Here is a 23774-nt window from a genome sequence, read left to right as displayed (position 1 = left end):
GAACAGACCGGGCTCATAAACCGATGGGCCCGGCTCAACTGATGTGAACGTGTCGTTAAGTGAATATAAAATGAACAACGAGCCCATTTTGCAACTCAGCACCGTGTTACGCCCCGAATGCACCCGAAGCGCCGTCCCTTGCCAGAGCAAGAAACGGGCCTTGGAAATCATCAGCGAGCTGGCAGCCAAACAGCTTAATCTGTCTTCGCAGATTATTTTTGACGCCTTGCTTACTCGTGAACGCATGGGCAGCACCGGTATCGGAAATGGCATCGCCATCCCTCATGGCAAGCTGGAAGGAGAGGATGCGCTGGGAGCAATCGGGGTCTTTATCCAGTTGGAACAGCCCGTCGCGTTCGACGCCATTGATAACCAAGGCGTTGATTTACTTTTTGCCTTGCTGGTTCCGGCGGAACAATGTAAAACCCATTTACATACGCTGGCGCTGGCAGCCAAACGATTGGCTGATAAAACCGTTTGTCGCCGCCTGCGCGCCGCGCAAAGCGATGAAGAACTGTATCAGATTATGACGGAAGCCGGTTAAGTCCGGCGGTGATACCAATGAGAAAGGTCGGCATAGTCTGTAATAAGCGTGATATAACCATTCATTGCACAAACCGTCGTTACCGAAACAATCATGACAAGAACAATGGCAACGCTCGTTCGCCATCACGTTGCCAGGGGGGAGTGGTCAGATGGTGCTGATGATCGTCAGTGGTCGCTCAGGCTCAGGAAAATCCGTAGCCCTGCGCGCGCTGGAAGATATGGGATTCTACTGTGTAGATAACCTTCCCGTGGTTCTGCTGCCGGAACTGGCTCAAACGCTGTCGGCGCGGAATATCTCTGCGGCGGTCAGCATTGACGTGCGTAATATGCCGGAGTCGCCGGAAATATTCGAGCACGCGATGGCGCAGTTGCCGCAAAGCTTCTCGCCGCAATTGCTGTTTCTGGATGCCGATCGCAATACGCTGATCCGCCGCTACAGCGATACCCGCCGTCTGCACCCGTTGTCCAGCAAGAATCTGTCGCTGGAAAGCGCCATCGATGAAGAAAACGATCTGCTGGAGCCGCTGCGTTCGCGCGCCGACCTGATCATCGATACCTCGGAGATGTCGGTGCATGAGCTGGCGGAAATGCTGCGCACCCGTCTGCTTGGCAAACGGGAACGCGAACTGACGATGGTGTTTGAATCTTTCGGCTACAAACACGGCATTCCAATCGATGCCGATTATGTGTTTGACGTGCGTTTCCTGCCAAACCCGCACTGGGATCCGAAATTACGGCCGATGACCGGCTTGGACAAGCCCGTAGCCGCCTTCCTCGACCGACATACCGAAGTCCATAATTTTATCTATCAGACCCGCAGCTATCTGGAACTATGGCTGCCGATGCTGGAAACCAATAACCGCAGCTACCTGACCGTGGCCATTGGTTGTACCGGCGGCAAACACCGCTCCGTGTATGTTGCGGAACAGCTGGCTGATTATTTCCGTTCCCGCGGCAAGAATGTCCAGTCTCGCCACCGCACGCTGGAAAAACGCAAATAATCATGACCGTCAGACAATCCGTTGAAATAAAAAACAAGCTGGGTATGCACGCCCGTCCCGCCATGCAACTGTTTGAACTGGTGCAACGCTTTGATGCCGAAGTGAAATTACGTAATGATGGCGGCACCGAGGCGGAAGCCAGCAGCGTCATCGCCATGCTGATGCTGGACTCGGCCAAAGGCCGTGTGATCGAAGTGGAAGCCAGCGGCCCGGATGAGGCGAAAGCGCTGGCCGCCGTCGTTGAGCTATTCGAAGCCGGATTTAACGAAGAGTAATGCGCTGCGCTCTCCGGCTTGATCGGCGTTAAACCGCGCCGCTTACTCGCCCGCGATCTTCATTTCCGGCAGTAATACCGAACCACATTGAATATTGCTTCGTGTTTCAATGTCATTCCCCACCGTCACGATATTGCGCAGCATGTCTTTCAGGTTGCCGGCAATGGTAATCTCGCTGACCGGATACTGAATCTCGCCATTTTCGACCCAGAAACCGGAAGCGCCGCGGGAGTAGTCCCCGGTCACGCCGCTCACGCCTTGCCCCATCAGTTCGGTGACCAGTAACCCCTTGCCCATCTGCTTGAGCAAGCCGTCGAAATCCAGCCCCTGCCCGGCAATGCGCCAGTTATGAATGCCGCCGGCATGACCCGTGCTCTTCATTCCCAGTTTCCGGCCGGCGTAGCTGGTCAGCAGCCAGGTTTGCAGCACGCCGTCTTTCACTATTTCGCGCCGGCTGGTGCGCACCCCTTCGCTGTCAAACGGCGTGGAGGCCAATCCTTTGCGCAGATGCGGCAACTCCTCAATCGTCAGCCATTCAGGCAGGATCTGCTGTCCCAGCTTATCCAGCAGGAAAGTGGATTTGCGATACACGCTGCCGCCGCTGATCGCGCCGACCAGATGGCCGAACAATCCGGTCGCCACCTCGGCGGAAAACAGGACGGGCGCCTGCATGGTGGGCAGCTTGCGCGGGGACAAACGCGACAGGGTGCGGCGAGCGCACTCCGCGCCGACCCATTCCGGAGTGCGCAGTTCATCCAGCGACCGGCCGATGGTATAGGCGTAGTCGCGCTCCATGTCCCCGTTTACTTCCGCGATCACGCAGCTGGACATGGAGTGACGGCTGGAGCAATAGCTCTGCAACATGCCGTGGCTATTGCCAAACACCTTGATGCCGTAATGACTGTTGAAGCTGCCGCCTTCGGTATTGGTGATACGCTTATCGGCTTGCAGCGCCGCTTGCTCGGCGCGGGCCGCCAGCTCGATGCCACGCTCCGCATCCAACGCCGACGGATGAAACAGATCCAGATCCGGCGCTTCGAACGCCAGCAGATCTTTATCCGCCGGGCCGGCAAACGGATCGACGGACGTATAGCGGGCAATATCCAGCGCGGCCTGTACGGTGCGGGCTATCGCGTCCGGGCTAAGATCGGTGGATGATGCGCTGCCTTTGCGCTGCTGGCGATACACCGTAATGCCAAGCGCGCCGTCGCTGTTGAATTCAACGTTTTCAACTTCACCATAACGGGTGCTAACGCCAATCCCTGTCGTTTTCGACACCGCGACTTCCGCCGCATCCGAACCCGCCCGCGCCAGCTCCAGAGCCTGAGCAACCGCCTGTTCCAGCGCCTTACGCTGTTGTGCAACCTGAGTGATTATTGTCATCGTCCTGCCATAATGAGTGAGAAAACCGAAGCCAATATATACCTGCGACTTGAAGTATGGCGGGTATAAAACGGTGTAACATCTTGTCCTTAAGTCTAACAGGATCTCGGGACAATTTCGCACAAAGCCCAAACCTGTTAGGATCAGCTTCTTTTTATCACGGGCGCCTTGCCCGTCGCCCTATGGGCCAATATGCTGCGCGCCGTTGAATAAGGATCCGACATGAATAAGAAACCCGAAGACTGGCTTGATGACGTCCCGGACAATAATGAAGATGACGATGATGAAATTATCTGGGTCAGCAAAAGCGAGATAAAACGCGATGCCGAAGCGCTGAAAGATCTTGGCGCGGAACTGGTCGACCTGGGTAAAAATGCGCTGGAACGCATCCCGCTGGATGACGATTTACGCGCGGCCATCGAGCTGGCGCAGCGTATCAAGAAAGAAGGCCGCCGCCGCCAGTTACAGCTCATCGGGAAAATGCTGCGCGCCCGCGATCCGGAACCCATTCAGACCGCGCTGGATAAACTGAGAAACCGCCATAATCAGCAGGTGGTGCTTTTCCACAAGCTGGAGCAGTTGCGCGATCGTCTGATGGCCGAGGGCGACGATGCGATCCCCGACGTGCTGGCGCTCTATCCCCATGCTGACCGCCAGCAGTTGCGCTCGTTGATACGTAACGCTCAGAAGGAAAAAGCCGCCAACAAACCGCCAAAATCCCTGCGCCAGATTTTTCAATATCTGCGCGAGTTGGCGGAAGCCGGCGAATAAGAGACGCAGTGAGCCCCAGGAATGGGGCAACTTTGTCAAAGCCAGAGTCGATGAACCGTATCAAACGCGGCGCCGTTGCGAAAAAACCTCGCCGCCGGACTCAGCGTTTGGCCAGCCCGTGGTCATGACACCAGCTTTCCAACTGTTCAGGCGGCAATGGCCGGGAGAATAAAAATCCCTGAGCCAGATCATAGCCCTGCTGCGCCAGTATTTCGCGCTGCTTTTCATTTTCCACCCCTTCCGCCACCACGCTTAAATGCAGGCTGGCGCCAATATGGGTCACGGCGTCGGTAAGCACGCGATTTCTCTGATGCGACTCGATATTATGGACGAAACTTTGATCGAGCTTCAGTTCATCAAAGCTGATACGGTTGAGGTAGCTTAAGCTGGCGAAACCGGTACCGAAATCATCCATGGAGAGTCTGACGCCCAGTTCACGCACCTTATTCAGAATATTGATGGTATCGGCATTGGTATCCAGAATCACCTCTTCGGTAATTTCAATGGTCAGGTATTCGGGTTGCAGCGACGCTTGCGATAGCGTGCGGGAAATCAGCGCCGGCAGCTCGGAATTGTGGAAATTGGTCGGCGACAGATTAATCGATACCATCGGCACATTCACGCCGCGCCGGTGCCAATCGGCAAGCTGCCGGCAGGCGCCGGCAAGCACCCATTCACCCAACTTTTCCATCAGCCCGCACTCCTCCGCCAACGGAATAAATCGAATCGGAGAAATTTCGCCGAACTCAGGATGAAACCAGCGGGAAAGCGCTTCGACGCCATGAATATCACCGCTCTTCAGACTAATCTGCGGCTGGTAATAGAGCTGCAAAGAGGATTCATCGAGCGCCTTTCTCAACGCGCTTTCCAGCGTCAAGCGCCTTCTGGCGACCTCGTTCATCTCCTTGTTGAAAAAGCCCAACCGCCCGCGCAGGTGGTACTTTGCCTGATGCAGGGCAATATCCGCGCCCTTGATCAAGGCGCTCACATCACGGCCATTATCAGGATATAAACTGATGCCGATGGTGACGGAAGGCGTCACCACTATCCCATTGATGGAAAACGGTTTCGACAAAATCGCCAGCAGCCGCTTGGCCGTTGCGGCAATGTTGCGGACATCCGCGACATTCAGCAGCATGGCGAACTCATCGACGGAAAGTTTACCCACCAGATCGGCTGCGCCGCATTGCTGGCGCAGGCACTCTGCAATATGGCGCAGCAGCTTGTCGCCGGCCGCGACGCCCAGGGAGCTGTTGACCTGCTTGAAACGATCCAGACAAATCATCAGCACCGCCAAAGAGTGTCCGCGGCGCGAGGCGTTAATCACGGCGTTCTCCGCGCTGGCGCGAAACAAATCACGGTTCGGCAACCCGGTTAGCGGGTCGAAAAAAGCCAACTGCCTGATTTTTTCACAGGACTCATCCCGCTCGATCGCCAGGGCGCACAGACCGGTACTCAGCATCACCAGATTCTGATGGCATTTACTGGGGCCGCGCTCCCGCCGAAAATAGAACGAAAAGGTGCCGATAACCTGGTTCTGGCTGGAAAAAACCGGACTGGACCAGCAGGCCACCAATCCCTGCGATAAAACCAGATCGCAACAGTCGTCCCATAATGGATTAGCGGCGATATCGCCGACCAGAACCGGCGCGCCCAACCAGGCCGCGGTGCCGCAAGATCCGGCATCGGGGCCGATAGGCGCGCCGTCCAGCGCCTGCCCGTAAGAAGCGGGCAGACTGGGCGCCGCCAGCGGCCGCAGATAGCCGAGCTTATCCACGCGCGCCACGCTGCATACCACTTCTGGAGCAATACGCTCGATCTCCAGACACAGCAGTTCAATGACCTCTTCCAACGGACGGTCGCGGGCAAGCGCTTCCAATACCGGGAATTGCAGCACCTCGTACATTTTGGTTGCCGTAATCTCGGTAAATACGCCGACGGCATACATCGTACCATTGGGCTTATCATAAAAATGATTGAACACAATAGAGCACCACAACGGATAGCCGGATTTATGGTAAACCCGGGTTTCGACATGATAACGATGGTCCGACGCCTGGAATTTATCCTTATCCGGCTGGCAACCGAACCCGGTTTCACAGCGGATAAGCTTTTCTGGTTCCTGGCCCGACGCCTCTTGCCGGCTATAGCCCAAAAGCCGCGTAAAGCCGGCGTTCACAAAAGTCGTCCGCCGATGACCGCTCACGTAACGGGCAATAAGAATCGCACTGTCGCTGCCGTTGACGGCGGCGGCCAATAGCCGTTCTTCGACCGGTTCTGTAGTAGAACTCGCCTTTAAGGGAGAATTTTCCATCAATTGAACTCCTTTCACTAAACAGAACCATCATCGAGAGCGCACCCGCGCCGGGGGCCAATCCCCTGGCGCGCAACAACGTCAAACATCAGCCGCTGACATTCCCTTGCCGACCAACCGTTATACGAGCGCCGGTCGACGCTCATTCCTTTCCGATAAGGAGGCCGCCCTCGACGGCATCGTTATTCCTGCCTGATAAGGTGAATACGCGCATTGATGCTTCCAACAAATCAGCCTGCTCGGCCAGAGAACTGGTGGCGGACGAGGCTTCTTCAACCAGCGCGGCATTTTGCTGCGCGACCTGCTCTAACTGCGTTACCGCAACATTGACCTGCTCGATCCCCTGGCTCTGCTCTTCCGAGGCTAATGAAATCCCGGAGACCAATTCCTTCACTTTACTCACCTCCGCCAGCAGGGTTTCCATATCATTGCCGGATACGGACGCCAGCGCGGCGCCTTGCTGTATTTTATGGCCGGCATCTTCAATCAACTCTTTGATTTCTTTCGCCGACGTCGCGCTGCGTTGCGCCAGATTGCGCACCTCGGAAGCCACCACCGCGAAACCTTTGCCCGCCTCGCCGGCTCGCGCCGCCTCAACCGCGGCATTCAGCGCCAAGATATTGGTTTGGAAGGCAATGGTATCGATGACGCCGATAATGCTGGAAATCTTCTCCGAACTTTCGGAGATAGCCTGCATCCGGTTAACGATATTGGTGATGTTCTCGCCATTTTTTTGCGCCAACCCAGTCATGTTTTCCGCCATGCCGGTGACCAGTCGAGTATTTTCGCTATTCTGCTTCACCGACGAGGTCAACTCCTCCATGCTGGCGGCCGTCTGCTCGATCGACGACGCCTGCTCTTCCGTGCGTGACGATAAATCCTGGTTGCCGGCGGAAATCTGGCGGGTGCCGACGGAGATGACTTCGGAAGACTCTCTGACATCGGAAACGATGACCTTCAGCGACTGCTTCATATCCTCCAGCGAGGTCAGCAGTCCCCCCATTTCCGTTTTCGGCTGGTGCGGAATATCGAACGATAAGTCGCCTTTGGCGATTAAGCCAAAGACATGCTTAGCCTCATTGATCGGGGTGAAAACAATCGCGCTCATCAACATTTTTGATAATATGATCAAGACTATAGTTAAAATGATGGCGACAATCACCACGCCCACGTTAATTTTATAAGAATCAACCGAATGTTCGATTTCCCGATCGCCGAGTTCACGGGCAAAAGCGGAAAACTCATTAATGCTCTTCTGAAGCGCTTCTCCTTTTGTCGAAACCGCGCTAGTTATCAACTCATAAAAAAGATCCAGGTTACCCGCATCCAGCGCTTGCCTGGCGGGCGTAACACCTTCTTTTATATAGGCATCGTAGGCCTTCTCGATGTCAAGACGGAGCTGCCGCCCGCGTTCCGTCACCGGAACAATAGCGTGCAGGGCCTCCATATTTTTATTCGCTGAATTCAGGTAACCGTCCGCCTTGCCCCCCATGCCGTCGACGTTTTTTCCATCTTCCTTGGCCATTGCCAGATTATAAAGAACAATCCTTCCACTTAATAAGTCGGAATATAGCGCATGGAGCGGATTAAGCTGGTCCCCTTCAATTCTGTCTATGGTATACAAAGCATCTTTACTTTTTGTCAGTGCGCTGATACTAAAAACGCTGACGCCAATAAGTGAAAGGCCGAACAACCCTATAATTATAGTCAACCCCAGACTTATTTTTATTTTCTTAAACATCTCCACCTCCAAAAATAGTTTCACCGGTGACTATCGTCCTGATCTGGCGAATCTTTATTGCAAACAGTTCATTTAAAACAATCCCCCAACATGGAAGAAAAAATAAGGCAATAATCCCGAACCCAATCGTATTAATAGCGGCAGGCATCAGATAATTTTTATTTGTTATTGCAATAATCCCAACAAGGAATAATTGACTTATCATTTGAATATCGCGAAAAAAAACCAAAGACACCCCAAAGAAAAAGATAGCGCCCTCCGCCCCCCGGACGATAAACACAAACAATTAATTGATTTTTAATGAAAAACAAATAAATACATAGCCGAAAATGAAAATGAGAATTATCAACCGCGCGGGAGAGATGAGTATTTATGGGATAATAATGAAATCGTATTCATTGATGGAGCAATACGAACGTTATAAAGCGGCTGTTAGTACGATTTCATCGCCCGAAAACAATTCATAGGCGATTTTCATATAGCAGAATAATGCCATCGATTAAATTTTAATATTGCCAACCGATTACCGAATTTAACATGAAGAAAAATCGTTGCATGGCAAGAATAAAGGATAATATTTCCATGCTGTTGAACATCGGTTTAGAAAAACGATTTAACACCACAGGGAAATAATAACAGTTCGGGAAAATAACCCGACAAACGTTTTTAATTATCCATAAAAAAAACGGCAGCCTATTACGGCTGCCGTCAGATTGGCCGGTCGTCGATTTACGCCGTGCCGCCCACCGTCAGGTTGTCCAGCTTCAGCGTCGGCTGACCCACTCCCACCGGCAGGCTCTGTCCCTCTTTGCCGCAGACGCCCACGCCTTTATCCAACGCCAGATCGTTTCCCACCATCGAAATTTGCTGCATCGCCTCAATACCGGAGCCGATCAGCGTCGCGCCTTTCACCGGGCTGGTTATCCGACCTTTTTCAATCAGATAGGCCTCCGATGTGGAAAAGACGAACTTACCGGAGGTAATATCCACCTGGCCGCCGCCGAAATTCGGCGCATACAAACCATACTCCACGCTGGCGATAATCTCTTCCGGCGTGGATTTTCCGTCCAGCATGTAAGTATTGGTCATACGCGGCATCGGTAAATGGGCATAGGATTCGCGACGGCCATTGCCTGTCGGGTCGACGCCCATCAGGCGGGCGTTCAGTTTGTCCTGCATATACCCTTTCAGGATGCCGTTCTCGATCAGCACGTTATATTGTCCCGGCACCCCTTCGTCATCCATCGCCAGAGAGCCGCGGCGACCATCCAGCGTACCGTCATCGACCACCGTACACAGCTCGGACGCCACCCGTTCCCCCACCTGACCGCTGAAGACCGATGTTCCGCGACGGTTGAAATCGCCCTCCAGGCCGTGTCCTACCGCTTCGTGCAACAGCACGCCCGGCCAGCCGGCGCCCAACACCACCGGCATCGAACCCGCCGGCGCCGCAATCGCAGACAGATTGACCAACGCCATGCGCACGGCTTCCTTCGCCCAGGCATCGACGCGCGCTTCGCCTTCCGCCGCTTGCCAGAAATAGTCATAGCCGCTACGCGCGCCGCCGCCGCTGGCCCCGCGCTCACGCTTACCGTCCGCTTCCACCAGCACGCTGATAGACAGGCGAACCAGCGGGCGAACATCCGCCGCCAGCGTACCGTCGGTGGCGGCGACCAGCACCAGTTCATATACGCCGGTCAGACTGGCGGTCACTTCCTGCACCCTGGCGTCGGCGGCGCGAGCCACGCTATCCGCGCGTTGCAACAGGGCGATTTTATCTTCACGGCTCAGGCTATCCAGCGGATTAAGCGAAGAATACAACGCGCGATGAGAAACTTCGCCCAGCGTATGCGCGCGGCCGTCGCCCTGCTCACGCACAATGCTGCGCGCCGCGTGAGCGCTCTGGTGCAACGCGTTCAGCGTGATTTGATCGGCATAGGCAAAACCCGTTTTTTCGCCGTTAATGGCGCGGATCCCCACCCCCTGATCGATATTGTAGGAGCCGTCCTTGATGATACGGTCTTCCAGCACCCAGGATTCATGATAGCTGGACTGAAAATAGAGGTCGGCATAATCCAGACGACGTTCATTTAACTGGCCCAACACAGAAGACAGGTCTTGAAGGCTCAAGTTGTTTGCGGTGAGTAATTGCTCACTGACAAAAGACAGACTCATATTTTTTCACTCTTTATTCAATGAAATCGGGTGGACGAACCGCGCTAACCCTCTCTGCCGCTTTCCATCAGGGAAAAGGGGATAAGGTTTGCCGCTATCTCTCCGGCATGGCGCTACTTAGCTTTATTGTTACTCGGTTCACGCAGTACTTCCTGAATCTTCGGCTGATCAAGGCTACCGGAAATCTGATAGCGGATCAGCGAAATCTTATTCCATAACGGCGCCAACACCTTACTGGCGGCAAACACCGCGGCGCCCACCACCGGGTTGACGACAAACGCCGTCGCCACCCCCACGGTCGCGGAGATTTCCGGCGCGATCACCGCCTCCATATTGATCTGGCGATTCGCCAAATCGACGTCCCCCTTCATGGCGATATCCGCTTCCAGCCCATCCACCAGCATATCGTCGGTACGCAAAATACCGTCCTTAATCCATGCCGTGCTGCGAATGGAGTCAAAGTAAAAGCCATGACCAAAGGTATCACTGAAATCAAACTTAAGCTTGCGCAGCAACGCATCAAAGCTGACCAAACGCAACAGTTGCCCGGCCTGTCCCGTACCCGCATCGGCTATTTCGCCCTTGCCGATTCGGGTATGCAGTATGCCGCTCAGACTGGCGATATCAGGCGCCCATGGCGTACCGCGCCAGTAAAGATCGTAATCGACATGGAAAGACCCGGCGCGCAGCGGCGTATCAATGCCAAACCACTCGGCATTCTGTATCAGGCTATCGCCCGATACGCTCCCCTTTAGCGCGGTGCGCACGCCTTCGGCGTTTTGCTGCCAGCTGCCATTCGCCGTCAGGCGCGCTTTCCCGGTATCAATGATGCCATCACTGAGCGTTAATTTCCCTTTTTCCGGCTGCAACGTTGCCTGAATCCGGCCGAAATTCTGCCCGACGAACCAACACTGACGGCAATTTATCTGCAATGCAGGCCAATTCTCAAAGCTGATGCCTTTCTCATTCAGCGGCGACTTGTTCTCGGCCAGCGCGATAGGGTTGGTCGCCTCATCGCCTTTCCATTGCGGATTGTAGTAGAGATAATGAATATCGCTGCGCCACATCCCGCGATCGGGGATATCCAACGTGGCGTCGACTTCACGCCCCTTAAGCCGCACCCGGTTACCGTTACTCAGGAGACTTTCACTACTCGCCGACACATCGTGCCATTGCTGTCCCAGCAGATTCAGCGACGGCGTGCGCAACGTCACCGCCGCGGGGAGAGCGACGCGGCTGGTTGCCGCGCCGTTGTTCATCGATGAACGCGCGGCGGGCAATAACCCAAGCCAGCGTTCGCCGTCCAGCGCGGGAAGATCGAGAACCAACGCCGACGCTTCCGGCAACGACGGCGTTTTCGCCCCTTTGCGCCAGGCGGCCCGCGCCAACGCCAGCGTATTGCCTTTCAGCAGCCACTGACTGTTGAATGCATGGTCTTTACCCAGACTGCCATGCAGATCAAAACCGTTCATATCCCCTTTAACCTTCACCTGCAAAGGGAGGTTCTCGCCGGAGGATTTGCTCAACGGCGCAGGTAAGTGACTGCTTACTTTATCGAGAGCGGCCAGCAGATCGACGCGATAAGTCGGTTTGCCGCCATGAGGCAGCGTCACGGACACCGTACTTTTCCAATCCGCGCTGCCGGAGAGATTATCGGCCGCCAGCTTCGGCAGACCGGGGAAACGCGCAGGCTGCCACGCGCCCTGAAGATCGACATTAACCAGAAACGCTTTATCCTGTTCCTCAGTGGTGAAATTCACCGTCATCGGCTGATTCAACCAATTGCCTTGCAGCGTTTCACTGCGCAGATTGCCGTTGTCATAGCGGAATTGACCGGTCAGATTTTTTATCGTGCTGGATAGCGGTTTGATGTAAAGGCTATTGTCGTTCAATGCGACATTACCGCCGGCCTGCACCAGCCCCCCCGCCAGCGGAATATCCAGATGCAGCGACCCTTTTACCACGCCGCCGATTTGCAGTTCTTCAAGTGCGGCCCCCAGCGACGGTTTCAGCGGCGTCTGCTGGAAGTAATCGCCGATGTCCTTACCCTCGCCTTCCAGCTCGCCGTCGACCAGCAAGTGTTCTTTGTGATAATCAGGGATCGCCGCGCTGATGTTTCTGCCATCCACGTTCCCCAACGAGGTCTGCGGCGCCAGCATCCATAAGCCGTTATTGACGAAATCGAGATTGATATCCAACTGCGTCAACGCCGGCCACCCCGGCTGAAACTCAAAGGTGGAATTTTTGACCGGCGCCCAGACTTCAAATTGCCCCTCATTGCGCAGGTAAGGGAAATGCTGTGGATTACCCGCAAAAATCAGCGTGCCGTTATCCACCGATCCGCTTTTTAACGCGCCGCTCAGATAGTCGACCAGACGCTTGCCCATAAAAGGTTCCGGGTAATAGCGCCAGGCGTCCGCGGCGTCCGTCAAACGCAGACCGGCCAGAATATCCAGCCTTGGCTCGCCGGTTGCAGGCTGCTGATAATGGAAATCACCGTTTACCCATAGCGATTTGGCCTGCACGTCAAGCCCATGGCTCCAAAGCGCCCAGCCATCGCCATCGTTACGCCAGTCAATGGCGCCGCCGGCCCGACGGATTTCCAGCGGCGCGCGGAACATACCGTTATTAGGCAGTTGACTGTTTTCCAATGCCAGTTGCAGACGTCCGCGCCCGGCGCTGCCGCGTACCGACCCCGAAAAGTGCTCCACGCCCGGCAAATGCTGCCACGCCTGCCAGCTCACGTCGCGCCACCGCGCCTGAAAACGGCTTTTTTCCGTCTGATGCAGGGGAATATCCAGCGCCAGCGCATCGAGCGCGCCTTTGGGCCGCATGGCATCCCAATGCGCTTTCAGCGCCGGGGTGGTGGTGGATAACAGCGGCAGCAAGCTTCCCAGCCGCGTCAGTTCCAGGTTGCTGGCCCGGATACGTAATTCTGCCTGGTCGTCCGCGCCCGGCGCATCTTCGCCCTTCGGCAGCCAGAGTGCCGAGAGCTGGCCCTTCGGCCAGGCGACGTCATCGGTCGCCAGATTCAGCGCGGGGACGGCCAACCGCCAGCCGTTATCCTGACGACCAATGCGCAACACCATGTCGTTCACGCTCAGGCGATGAGTCTGTTCGCCTTCGCGCCAGCTGGCGGCGCCCTGATTAAGAAACACGTCCGCGCCCCGGATATCGCCCCCGCGCACGTTCAGCCAGGCCGCCAGGCTGAAATCCGCGCTTTCCAGTCCGGTGTTATTCTGCAACCAGCGACTCAGCCAGGGCTTCATATCGATATTGTCGGCCTGTAAATAGAGAGTGCCGTTATTGAGCCGCCCCTGCGCATCATCCAGATCCATCCGCATCTGAACCACGCCATGCTGGCCGTTAAAGCTCGACAGGCTGATCAGTCCTTCGGCCCGGTGGCGCTGGTCGGCGTTCAGCCAGGTTAATTGAGGAATGCTGAATTCAGCGCGAGAGCCGGAGGGCGTAAGAAACGAGATATGGCTGTCGCGCAGATCGAAATGGTCAAATTGACGCAGGAACAGGTCGTTCAACCGGCCGGACGGCATCAGATCGCCATCCCGGCTTTGCCCGGTCAGCGTAGTGTTGAGATTAAGCCGCAGTTGATAGAAGGTCAGATCGCGGAACTGCCAGCGCCCATGCAGTAAAGATTGCCAGACATCCAGCGCCAGCGTAATCCGCTCAACCCGCCAATCGGACTCAGGCAGGGTGGTTTGCAGCTTTTCAATTTCCAGCGAGGGGCCGAAAGACGCCCAGCGGCCTTTGATCGAGCCGATCTCCAGCGGCGCCCCGGTGACGGACTGAACCCATGCCGCCAGCTGTGGCCGGAAGCGATCGAGCTGTGGCAGCACCAATCTTAAGCCGCTGACTAACAGCGCAACAATCACGATAAGAGTGGCGCCCGTTGCGAATAATATTCCGGGCAGTCGCCTCACGTATTTCTCCTTGTTTTCGTCACCGACGACGAGCGAAAGCCGCTTTCATAAGGCCGATCTCCAACGATCGGGATACTGGGAACGGCGACGGCGCAAGGCGTCCCGACGGGAAGCTTATCGCCGTGTTTTCCCTAACTCCGGGCTTAATATCATAAGGGGGAGTTATGCTGCCCGCGCGCGTTCGGAAAAGCGCGCCGGGGCCGACATGCATCGCCAGTTGGTTTACATCATGACAACGTCGAACTGTTCCTGACTATACAGAGGTTCAATCTGCACTTTGACCTGTTTGCCCACGAAAATTTCCACCTCGGCCAGCGCGTGCGACTCTTCGCTTTTCAGCGCTTCGCCCACCGACGGCGATGCATACACCAGGAAGCGATCGGTATCATAAGCATGATGAACGCGAACAATCTCACGCATAATCTCGTAACACACGCTTTCCACGGTTTTCACCGTGCCGCGCCCGTGGCAAGTGGGGCATTCGTTACATAATACGTGCTCTATACTCTCACGGGTTCGCTTACGCGTCATCTCCACTAATCCTAGTTGAGAGAAACCATTAATACTGGTTTTTACCCGATCTTTACTTAGCGCCTGTTCCAGAGAATGCAGCACGCGGCGGCGGTGGTCTTCGTTGTTCATATCAATGAAATCAATGATGATAATGCCGCCGAGGTTTCTCAAGCGCAACTGACGCGCTATCGCCTGCGTCGCTTCGATATTGGTGTTGAAAATGGTTTCGTCCAGATTGCGGTGGCCGACGAACGCCCCGGTATTGATATCAATGGTGGTCATGGCCTCGGTTTGATCGATAATCAGATAACCGCCTGATTTCAACTCAACCTTTCTGTCCAGCGCCCGCTGGATTTCATTTTCCACATCAAACAGATCGAAGATGGGCTGTCTACCGGCGTAGTGTTCCAGCTTGTTGGTCATTTCCGGGATGTATTCGGCGGTAAACTCCAGCAGCGAGTCGTACGTCAGTTTGGAATCCACGCGGATGCGATCCAGCGCCTCGCCGGCGAAATCACGCAGCACACGCTGCGCCAGCGCCACTTCGCCATACAGTTTATATTTGGTCTGATTGCGTTTTTTTCGCTCCATGACCTTGCCCCACAGCCGCTTTAAAAACGCGGCATCCTGGGCTAGTTCCTCCTCGCCGATCCCTTCGGCGGCAGTGCGGATAATAAAACCGCCGTGCTCGTCGCAATAATCCGCGACCGTTTTTTTCAAACGCTCGCGCTCGACTTCGCTCTCAATGCGCTGCGAAACGCCGACGTGCGAGGCGCCGGGCATAAAAACCAGATAGCGCGACGGCAAGGTGATATCCGTCGTCAGCCGGGCGCCTTTGGTACCCAGCGGATCTTTAACCACCTGCACCATCAGATCCTGTCCCTGGCGAACCAGCTCGGCGATATCGCGCACATGAAAGTTTTTCTGTTCGTCGCCGGCCACGCATTCCGTATGCGGCATAATATCGGACGCGTGCAGGAAGGCGGCTTTATCCAGCCCGATATCCACAAAGGCCGCCTGCATTCCCGGCAATACCCGGCTCACCCGGCCTTTATAGATATTACCGACGATGCCGCGTTTGGCTTCGCGCTCAATATGGATTTCCTGCAAAATGCCGCCATCAATATAAGCGACCCGCGTCTCTGATGGCGTGACGTTTACCAGTAACTCAGCAGTCATGTTTTCCTCTTGCAATCCGCAGCGCAGCAAAATTACTGAACAATTCTTCAGTTTCCACCAGCGGCAATCCTACCACCGCGTGGTAACTTCCCTTGATTGACTTAACAAAGCATCCGCCTTTGCCCTGAATGCCATAAGCCCCGGCTTTATCCATCGGCTCGCCGCTGGCGATATAATGGGCGATATCCCGGCGGGAAAGTGTGCGAAAGACGACATCAGTAACAACCAGACTGCTTAAAATATCGTGTTTATCGGCCAGCGCCACGGCGGTCATCACCTGGTGCCGCTGGCCGGAAAGCTGGGTCAGCATCTGTTCAGCATGAGCCTCGTTCCGTGGTTTTTCCAGTACTTGTCCGTTCAATACCACAATAGTGTCGGCGCCCAGCACCGGCAAATCCAACGGCGCGACCGCGACGCCCGCCGCCGCTTTTTCATGCGCCAGCCGGCGAACATAACTCTCCGCCGCTTCATTTGGCGCTCGCCGCTCTTCCACCGCCACGCTCAGGTGCGAGAAAGGAATGTCGAGCAGCGTCAACAATTCGCGTCGACGGGGAGAAGCGGATGCCAGATAAAGTTGAGTCATGAGCAGCCTTATTGCACGGTAAACTGACGGCGGATTTTGCGCATTAGCAGGAACAGCCACGGCCAGAGCACGCCGTCGACCACGCTATTCCAGAACGTTTCCGGGTGAAAGGCGATATTAGCCACCAGAAATTCGGCCCAGAACACAATCAAATCCATCAACAACGAAAGCAGCATGACGATCAATGCCTGCTGCCATAATGCCATATTCCGGAACAGCTGGAATTTAAATGAAACCAGATAAGCGACGATGCTCAAAGCCAACGCCCGGACGCCCAGGGTCGAGCCTAAAATCAGATCCATAATGATGCCGAGCACGAATCCGGTTCCCACATTAACCCGATGCGGCAACGCCATCACCCAATAAATCAGGAACAGCGTCAGCCATGAAGGGCGATAGATATAGATCTGCTCGGGCCACGGCATAATCTGCAACAGCATCGCGATGAGGAAAGAAAGCCAGATAATCCAATTGCCGTGGCGTCGGTAGCGATTCATTGGCGTACTCCCGGCGGCGTAACGGCAGGATCGGCAGCCGGCGGCGGCGGCCCCATCTCATCCGGAGAAGGTAAGACCTGAGGCATCATCTGCATCAGTCGTTCATTCGCGACCCGGTGAACCTCAGACGGCGGCAGCGCGGCGCCCGCATTTTTTTCCACGCCCCACAGCAGCAGCAAATAGCGCAGCCGCTGCAAACCGGCGGTCGGACGCGCCTGAATCACGGTATAAGCCCGTTGGGTATCGATTTTCACCGACGAAACCACCGCGACAGGATAGCCTTCAGGGAAGCGCCCGCCCAGCCCGGAAGTCACCAGCACGTCGCCGACGCGAATATCGGTATTGTTAGGCAGGTGCTCCAATTGCAGGTCGTCAGTACAGCCGTTGCCGGCGGCAATCACGCGGATATCGTTGCGCAGTACCTGAATGGGCAGCGCATGGGAAACATCGCAAATCAGCAAAATCCGGCTGGTGAACTGCCCGACGGCCACCACCTGGCCCACCACGCCCTTATCGCTGATCACCGGCTGGCCTTCATACACGCCATTCACCCGACCTTTATCGATGACCATCTGATCGCTATAGGGATCGGTGCCGGCGGAAAGCACCTGAGTCACGATTTTTTGCTCATCCTGACGCAGCGGCGAACCCAGCAGCTCACGTAAGCGGGCATTTTCTTGTTTGAGTTGACCCAGCAACAGTAAATCGCTGTTTTTCATCAGCAACTCCTGACGCAACGCGGTATTTTCCAACGCCAGCTGCTCCCGAGTGGTCAGCGATTCAGACAGATTATCCAGCACCTGGCGCGGGCCGTTGGCCAGAAAATAGAAAGGACTGACGGCGGTATCCATGTAGGTTCTGATGTGAACGAACGCGCCAAGCCGACTGTCAGCAATGATCACACAAATCGCGGTAACGACGGCAAGGAAAAGTCGTAGTTGCAGGGAAGGTCCCCTGCTAAAAATCGGCTTCATAAAATTTGCGTATTCCTCGACAACAATAAAAAATCGCCTGGAGCGATTTTCAACAACGCACCGCGTTGGCCCGCAGGGCGAGTCTCATGGATGAGACGAGTAAAAAATCGCCTGGAGCGATTTTCAACAACGCACCGCGTTGGCCCGCAGGGCGAGTCTCATGGATGAGACGAGTAAAAAATCGCCTGGAGCGATTTTCAACAACGCACCGCGTTGGCCCGCAGGGCGAGTCTCACGGATGAGACGAGTAAAAAATCGCCTGGAGCGATTTTCAACAACGCACCGCGTTGGCCCGCCATAAAAAAGGGGGCTGCCGAGCGGGATGAAAAATGTACGCATTCATCCATACGGCGCCCCCTTTCCGCGGCCGGATTATTCTTCGCTGAATAAGTCGCCGCCATGCATGTCGATCATTTCCAACGCTTTACCACCGCCACGGGCCACGCAGGTTAACGGATCTTCCGCCACCACCACGGGAATGCCCGTTTCTTCCATCAGCAAACGGTCCAGGTTGCGCAACAGCGCGCCGCCGCCGGTTAAAACCATACCGCGTTCGGAAATATCGGACGCCAGCTCCGGCGGACATTGTTCCAGCGCCACCATCACCGCGCTGACGATGCCCGTCAACGGCTCCTGCAACGCTTCCAGAATCTCGTTGGAGTTCAGATTAAAGCCGCGCGGCACGCCTTCCGCCAGATTACGCCCGCGCACTTCGATTTCCAGCACTTCGTCGCCCGGATATGCCGAGCCGATTTCATGCTTGATGCGCTCCGCCGTCGCTTCGCCGATCAGCGAGCCGTAATTACGGCGGACATAATTGATAATCGCTTCATCAAAGCGGTCGCCGCCGATACGCACGGAGGAGGAGTACACCACGCCGTTCAGTGAAATCACGGCGACTTCGGTAGTCCCCCCGCCGATATCCACCACCATCGAGCCGGTCGCTTCCGATACCGGCAGACCCGCGCCAATCGCGGCGGCCATCGGTTCTTCAATCAGGAACACTTCACGCGCGCCGGCCCCCTGGGCAGACTCGCGGATCGCGCGACGCTCGACCTGCGTGGCGCCCACCGGCACACAGACCAGCACGCGCGGGCTTGGGCGCATAAAGCTATTGCTATGTACCTGTTTGATGAAGTGCTGCAACATTTTTTCCGTCACAAAGAAGTCGGCGATAACGCCGTCCTTCATCGGGCGAATCGCGGCGATATTGCCCGGCGTACGGCCCAGCATTTGTTTGGCGTCATGGCCGACGGCGGCGACGCTTTTCGGCGAACCGGCGCGGTCCTGGCGAATCGCGACCACCGAGGGTTCATTCAGTACGATGCCCTGCCCTTTAACATAAATCAGGGTATTGGCGGTACCCAGGTCGATGGACAAGTCGTTGGAAAACATGCCACGAAATTTCTTAAACATAACTAAAGGATAATCCTGCAAGCTGGGGGCGAAAAATAAATTCGCCTACTTTACCAACCACACAAAGCAGCGACAAGGCAAGACAACGCTCTGCTTCGGTGAAAAAAGTCTGTGTCGCGCACATCGGTTTTAGAAAGGAATACCATCTGGAACGCCTCTTCTCTAAATAGCAAGGCAGATTACCACTTTCCACCTCGCGGAATAGCACTAACACAGGACATAAAATCTGACATTTAACCGGATTGCCGTTAATGTGAGCACACACTAACTAAATCAACGGACGACTCATTCTACGTCAATTCGAGCCGGACTTTTACACTAAACACGATAGTGCGGTGAATATTTTTTCAGCTCATCGCTTACCGGCAGCGAAGCGGCAAAAAAATCGCCCTGACCGCCGTAAACGCCCTTATCCAGTAACGTCCGCCATTCCGCTTTCGTGCGTACGCCGGCGGCGAAAACTTTGGTCCGCGTACCTTTACAGGCTTCCGTCAGACTTTGTACAAATAACTGATTTTCCGGCCGTCGTTCCAGACTGCGCACCAGGCCGGGGTGCAGCTTAATCATTTCCATCTGTAACGACTTAATATAGGTGGTACTCACCAGCGTTAATCCCGCCTGATTGACCGCCAGACGACAGCCAAAGGCCAGAATAAGATTCAGCGCCGGGCGCAAACGGCCGATATATTGACAGACGTCTGCCTCTGCAAGTTCAAATAAAATGCATTGTCGTTGTTTTTTCGGACATTGCATCAAGGCTTCCTGTAGCCAGCTCAGGAACGTCTTTTGCAGAAGTGAGTCCACACTCACCTGAATGGCCAACGTTTCGCCGGGCCAACTGGCCGACAACGCGATGCTGCGGGAGACCAGTTGCCGATCGTAGGTGGCCGTCAGACCCAGTTGCCGCACCAGCGGCATAAACTCCGCGGCCAGCAACTCTTGCGTACCGTCATAGATACGGCTCATCATTTCACGATGATGCACCACCCCTTCCCGGGTCACCGCCGGTTTTTGATACAGTCGCGGACCGCCGCGGGCCAACGTTTGTTCCAGCAGCGTACGCCATTTCACGCTGCCGCGGCCTTTATCCGGCACCTGTCGGTCAAATACGCACCAGCCGTTGCCCCCTTGCAGCACCGCGTTGCGCGTGGCGTCCTCCACGCTTTCCATCACCTGTTCGGGACTTTGCCCGCTGCGGTAGGCGCAAATGCCGATATGAAGCATATCCTCACGATCGATCAACGGCATGGCCGGTAAAATATCAATGGCTTTTACCAGCTGCGCCGCAATATTATCCGCTTCCTTCAGCGTGCAATGCGGTAATAACACCGTAAAATCGCTGTTGAAATAACGCGCCAACAGCGCGGACGGATAGCGCATCACAAACGTCGAGAGCAAATTCACCATGGTGAAGCTGTATTCCTGAATTTCGCCGCCGTAGCCGTGCGTTTCCTGCAAGGTTTCAAAGTCCGGCAGACGAATCATCATCACCACGCCGTGGGTGCCGACGTTTTCAATATCCTCCAACTGCGTCGTCAGTTGGTTATCAAAAAACAGACGGTTATTCAGACCGGTTTCCGCATCCTGCGCCGCAAAAGCCCGAATCAGGGTATCGACCCGGCTGCGCTCCTCCCGCGCCTCAATCAAATCGGCCAGCAGTTGGTCGATGGCGCCGCTGGCGTTCACCGGCCATTCGCGCGCGGAGCCATGCATCACGGATTCGCGTTCGCCGTTCAGAATAAGCCTGGCTCGCGCCTCCAGCTCCTCCTGTCCGGCGGCTTCGCGACGCAACCAGCGAATGGCCAAATACAGCATCAGCGCCAACAAACAGATCGCCAATGACACCGACAGCGTTGACAAAAGGAAGTGCGACACCCCAATCAAGGGATCGGGATAGATGGCGTCGATCTCCATATCCAAATGATGCATCAGCGGGAGTCGGGTATCGTGGTACACATAGACGCGCTTATCATCCGCTTCCGGCAACCGTACCGAATACAGCACGGCGTCGGCATTGCGGATCTCCAACGCGACAATGCCCGCGGTTTTCATCATCGCCGGCAGCCAGTACTGAATGTTTTCGGGCGATTGCACCAACAGCGCCTGATCGATGCTGGCCGCAATCTCGCTCAACTGTTGAGTCGATCGTTGCTGGCTATAATAGAAGAGACTGAAAACGCTGCTGAAAAGCATTAAGACGACGGTTAATACCGCCAGCAGCGTCATACGTATGGTGAATCTGGTCGTAAATCCCATCCCTGCGTTCTACCCCTGATAAATGTTGTTGCTGAAGATTTATTGTTTTTTTATCAGCCCGTATGCCGCCGGCTCTAAATAGAGTCGCCAGACAGTGACGCGCCTTTTAATCCTGACCCGACCGATCATACATGCAGGATCTGGTTTCCGAATAGGGGAATGCTCTCACTGCGACCCAAATCCGTGAACTCGATGCGGATCAATCTCGCCGACACGGAGCGCGGGCCGCCGGGCGCGTTGCGGCGCTACGGATGAACCTGTAACACTCTGCAAAAAACTATTCCTTTGTCCGCTCGCGGTTTCCCCTTTAACTCATCTATAAATTAACTGAAGAACCTTTATTTACCCAACAGGCAAAATATCTATGCAGAAAAATCGCAAGCTGACGGAGGCGGATGTCACGCCGGAAGCCATTTTCCACCAACGTCGCCGCGTGTTAAAAGCGCTGGGCGTCACCGCCGCGTCCCTGACGTTGCCGCTGTCGGCGCAGGCGGATTTGCTCGCCTGGTTTAAAAGCGGCGATCGTCCCAAAGCCCCGCCGGGCAGGCCATTATCCTTCGCCCGGCCGGAGGACTGGCGGCTGGACGCGCCGCTTACGCCGGAGGATAAAGTCACCGGCTACAACAATTTTTATGAGTTCGGCTTGGATAAGGCCGATCCGGCCGCCAACGCCGGCGGGTTGAAAACCGCGGGCTGGCAAATTCAGATCGAGGGAGAAGTCGCCAAACCCATCACACTGGATATCGACGACCTGCTTAAGCGTTTCCCGCTGGAAGAGAGAATCTATCGTTTACGCTGCGTGGAAGCCTGGTCGATGGTCGTCCCCTGGGTCGGGTTCGAACTGGCGAAACTGATTAAGTTTGCCGAGCCGACCGGCCATGCCCGCTATATCGCCTTTCAGACGCTCTACGATCCGGAGCAGATGCCGGGCCAGAAAGACCGCTTTATAGGCGGCGGCCTTGACTATCCCTATGTTGAAGGACTCCGGCTTGATGAGGCGATGAATTCCCTTTCGCTGCTGGCCGTCGGCGTGTACGGAAAAACGCTGCCGCCGCAAAACGGCGCGCCGATCAGGTTGGTCACGCCGTGGAAATACGGTTTTAAGAACATCAAATCCATTGTCAAAATCCGCTTTACCCGCGAACGCCCGCCGTCGACCTGGAATCTGGCGGCGCCCGATGAATATGGTTTTTACGCCAATGTAAACCCGCAGGTAGATCATCCCCGCTGGTCGCAGGCGACGGAGCGAGTCATCGGGTCCGGCGGTATTTTGCATGTGCAACGGCAGCCGACCCAGTTGTTCAATGGTTACGCCGATCGGGTGGCTTCGCTGTATCGTGGCCTGGACCTACGGAAAAATTTCTGATTAACCGCGCTGATTTCCAGGATAACTGCTGTATGCGACTGACGCTTCAACGCCTGACATGGCTGAAAATCATTCTTCATCTGGCGGCATTTTTACCGCTGTTATGGTTGATACTGGCCGTCGACCAGGGCTGGTTCAGCGCCGATCCGGCAAAAGATATTCAGCACTTTACCGGCCGCATGGCGCTGAAACTGCTGCTGGGCTCGCTGCTGATCGCCCCGCTGGCCCGCTACGGCAAACAACCGCTGCTGATTCGCTGTCGCCGCCTGCTCGGGCTATGGTGTTTTGCCTGGGCGACTTTGCATCTGGCGAGCTACGCGCTGCTGGAACTGGGATTGAACCATCTGGCCTTATTGGGAGAAGCGCTGCTTTCCCGCCCGTATTTAACGCTGGGAATGATCGCTTGGCTGATTCTGCTGGCGCTGGCGCTGACATCGACTCAGGCGATGATGCGCAAGTTGGGATCCCGTTGGCAAAAACTGCATAACCTGGTCTATCTGGTCGCAATCCTTGCGCCAATCCACTATCTTTGGTCAGTCAAAACGCTCTCACCCCAGCCTATTCTCTATGCGCTGCTGGCGCTGCTCTTGTTGCTGTTACGTTATAGAAAATTCCGTCAGTGGCGGCGATAAGCCGCCGACTCGCGGAGTCGGCAAACACCGGCCCCGACCGATCGCCGGTTGAATATCTCCGCAGATAAGACCAGTAATTGGCTGCTAATTGCGACGAAATGGTTATAATGCTCGACTTTGTTTCGCACCACCGGACAATTTGCATCGTGAAAGGTGACAAACGAATAGCTTCGCGCTATTTTGTGCGACACTGTTTTGCAATCTGGGTTAATCG

Annotated in this window: 18 protein-coding genes; 6 read left to right on the top strand and 12 right to left on the bottom strand. The window is 55.4% G+C overall.

Annotated features, from left to right (window positions below; translation table 11 throughout):
* Positions 1 to 70 precede the first annotated feature (70 nt).
* The 3 genes from ptsN to npr all read left to right on the top strand — a co-directional run bounded on the left by ptsN (position 71) and on the right by npr (position 1822).
* Positions 71 to 544: a PTS IIA-like nitrogen regulatory protein PtsN gene (ptsN, locus tag ABRZ26_RS16060; protein WP_319605160.1), complete on the top strand. Its 474-nt coding sequence runs from the start codon at positions 71 to 73 to the stop codon at positions 542 to 544.
* Between the two features lie 151 nt (positions 545 to 695).
* A complete protein-coding gene (gene rapZ, locus ABRZ26_RS16055; protein WP_319605159.1) occupies positions 696 to 1547 on the top strand; it encodes an RNase adapter RapZ in 852 nt (283 codons plus the stop codon).
* 2 nt (positions 1548 to 1549) lie between these two features.
* Complete coding sequence (gene npr / locus ABRZ26_RS16050; RefSeq protein ID WP_319605158.1) at positions 1550 to 1822, top strand: PTS phosphocarrier protein NPr; 273 nt, start codon at positions 1550 to 1552, stop codon at positions 1820 to 1822.
* A gap of 42 nt (positions 1823 to 1864) precedes the next feature.
* Here the strand turns inward: npr and pmbA are convergent, their stop codons facing one another.
* Positions 1865 to 3205, bottom strand: a complete 1341-nt coding sequence (gene pmbA, locus ABRZ26_RS16045; protein WP_319605157.1) for a metalloprotease PmbA — start codon at positions 3203 to 3205, stop codon at positions 1865 to 1867.
* Positions 3206 to 3427: 222 nt separating this feature from the next.
* Between pmbA and yjgA the strand changes: the two genes are divergently transcribed.
* On the top strand, positions 3428 to 3976 hold the full coding sequence (gene yjgA, locus ABRZ26_RS16040) for a ribosome biogenesis factor YjgA (RefSeq protein WP_319605156.1): 549 nt from the start codon (positions 3428 to 3430) through the stop codon (positions 3974 to 3976).
* Positions 3977 to 4076: 100 nt separating this feature from the next.
* Here the strand turns inward: yjgA and ABRZ26_RS16035 are convergent, their stop codons facing one another.
* The 11 genes from ABRZ26_RS16035 to csrD form a co-directional block, all read right to left on the bottom strand.
* Positions 4077 to 6290, bottom strand: a complete 2214-nt coding sequence (locus ABRZ26_RS16035; protein WP_319605155.1) for a bifunctional diguanylate cyclase/phosphodiesterase — start codon at positions 6288 to 6290, stop codon at positions 4077 to 4079.
* Positions 6291 to 6432: 142 nt separating this feature from the next.
* On the bottom strand, positions 6433 to 8031 hold the full coding sequence (locus ABRZ26_RS16030) for a methyl-accepting chemotaxis protein (RefSeq protein WP_319605154.1): 1599 nt from the start codon (positions 8029 to 8031) through the stop codon (positions 6433 to 6435).
* Complete coding sequence (locus tag ABRZ26_RS16025) at positions 8024 to 8311, bottom strand: hypothetical protein (RefSeq protein ID WP_319605153.1); 288 nt, start codon at positions 8309 to 8311, stop codon at positions 8024 to 8026. Before ABRZ26_RS16025 ends, ABRZ26_RS16030 begins: the two co-directional genes overlap by 8 nt.
* A gap of 449 nt (positions 8312 to 8760) precedes the next feature.
* Positions 8761 to 10206 carry a metalloprotease TldD gene (gene tldD / locus ABRZ26_RS16020; RefSeq protein WP_319605152.1) on the bottom strand — a complete coding sequence of 482 codons (1446 nt, stop codon included), beginning with the start codon at positions 10204 to 10206 and terminating at the stop codon, positions 8761 to 8763.
* A 113-nt stretch (positions 10207 to 10319) separates the two neighbouring features.
* Positions 10320 to 14144 carry an AsmA2 domain-containing protein YhdP gene (yhdP, locus tag ABRZ26_RS16015; protein WP_319605151.1) on the bottom strand — a complete coding sequence of 1275 codons (3825 nt, stop codon included), beginning with the start codon at positions 14142 to 14144 and terminating at the stop codon, positions 10320 to 10322.
* Positions 14145 to 14366: 222 nt separating this feature from the next.
* Entirely contained in the window at positions 14367 to 15836 is a 1470-nt protein-coding gene (rng, locus tag ABRZ26_RS16010) for a ribonuclease G (RefSeq protein WP_319605150.1), read from the bottom strand.
* Positions 15826 to 16419, bottom strand: coding sequence for a Maf family protein (locus tag ABRZ26_RS16005; RefSeq protein WP_319605149.1), 594 nt, complete (start codon positions 16417 to 16419; stop codon positions 15826 to 15828). The genes rng and ABRZ26_RS16005 overlap by 11 nt, the downstream gene beginning before the upstream one ends.
* A gap of 8 nt (positions 16420 to 16427) precedes the next feature.
* Positions 16428 to 16916 (bottom strand): rod shape-determining protein MreD, encoded by a 489-nt coding sequence (gene mreD, locus ABRZ26_RS16000; RefSeq protein WP_319605148.1) that lies wholly within the window; start codon positions 16914 to 16916, stop codon positions 16428 to 16430.
* Complete coding sequence (mreC, locus tag ABRZ26_RS15995; protein ID WP_319605147.1) at positions 16913 to 17890, bottom strand: rod shape-determining protein MreC; 978 nt, start codon at positions 17888 to 17890, stop codon at positions 16913 to 16915. Before mreC ends, mreD begins: the two co-directional genes overlap by 4 nt.
* A gap of 372 nt (positions 17891 to 18262) precedes the next feature.
* On the bottom strand, positions 18263 to 19306 hold the full coding sequence (gene mreB / locus ABRZ26_RS15990) for a rod shape-determining protein MreB (protein WP_009114770.1): 1044 nt from the start codon (positions 19304 to 19306) through the stop codon (positions 18263 to 18265).
* A 318-nt stretch (positions 19307 to 19624) separates the two neighbouring features.
* Positions 19625 to 21562 carry an RNase E specificity factor CsrD gene (gene csrD / locus ABRZ26_RS15985; protein ID WP_319605146.1) on the bottom strand — a complete coding sequence of 646 codons (1938 nt, stop codon included), beginning with the start codon at positions 21560 to 21562 and terminating at the stop codon, positions 19625 to 19627.
* 364 nt (positions 21563 to 21926) lie between these two features.
* On the opposite strand from csrD, the gene msrP reads away from it, so the two are divergent.
* On the top strand, positions 21927 to 22928 hold the full coding sequence (msrP, locus tag ABRZ26_RS15980; RefSeq protein WP_319605145.1) for a protein-methionine-sulfoxide reductase catalytic subunit MsrP: 1002 nt from the start codon (positions 21927 to 21929) through the stop codon (positions 22926 to 22928).
* 32 nt (positions 22929 to 22960) lie between these two features.
* The gene (msrQ, locus tag ABRZ26_RS15975) at positions 22961 to 23560 is read left to right on the top strand and encodes a protein-methionine-sulfoxide reductase heme-binding subunit MsrQ (protein ID WP_319605144.1); all 600 of its coding nucleotides are present in this window, start codon (positions 22961 to 22963) and stop codon (positions 23558 to 23560) included.
* Positions 23561 to 23774: the final 214 nt, after the last annotated feature.

This window comes from Brenneria sp. L4-2C, assembly GCF_040240335.1.
Lineage (GTDB): Bacteria > Pseudomonadota > Gammaproteobacteria > Enterobacterales > Enterobacteriaceae > Brenneria.
This window is presented reverse-complemented; position numbering and strand designations above follow the sequence as displayed.